The organism is Aquitalea sp. LB_tupeE (assembly GCF_013391415.1).
In the GTDB taxonomy this organism is placed as follows: Bacteria; Pseudomonadota; Gammaproteobacteria; order Burkholderiales; family Chromobacteriaceae; genus Aquitalea.
In genome coordinates this window covers 1-600 of record NZ_JACAXB010000043.1, presented here as the reverse complement: position 1 = coordinate 600, position 600 = coordinate 1, and the positions used below count along the sequence as shown (strand labels likewise).

At 64.5% G+C, this 600-nt stretch carries 1 protein-coding gene; it reads right to left on the bottom strand.

All coding sequences use genetic code 11. The features are described from left to right. The coding region (locus tag HWX34_RS20425) for a phage late control D family protein (protein WP_178974005.1) at positions 1-600 on the bottom strand (600 nt) is incomplete at both ends.

The window sequence follows — 600 nt, the reverse complement described above, 5'->3', positions numbered from 1 at the left end:
TACCATCCTGCTCGGCATCCAGCACCGCATCCGCCGTCAGATAGTTGAAATCGGTACGCCGCACGCTGCGCAACATGCTGCGATGGTGAATCTGCCACTGCTGGATGGCCGGGCTGTCATCCTGGCGCAGGCCGCCGGGCGGTGGCAGCGGCATATCCAGCAGTCGCCCGCGCCGGTAGTGCTCCAGATTATCGCCAAACAGCAACACCGCCTTGTCGGCCTCCTCCACCACACACTGGTAAAACAGACCGGCCTCGGCCGCCAGACGGGAGAGGAACTGCAAATCTGACTCGCGCCACTGGGTGAGGTGGGCATGGGTGGGCAGCGGCGCAGTCAATTGAAACCGCACTTCACTGGCGGCAAAGCCATGCTGCTGCAACACCGCGGTGATGACCTGCTGCACCGTGTTGTTCTGAAACAAACGGCAGGTGCTGCCCTCGGCCAGCAGGCACAGGCGCGGGCCGATGGCAAAGCGGTAGCGGGTTTCCTGCACATTGCTGTCCTCGCGCCAGGCCTCGCACACCAGGCCATGCCACACGCGCTGCAAGGCGGGGTCGGCCGGAGGGCTGGGCAAGCCCGGAAAGGAAGGCAGCGGATTGA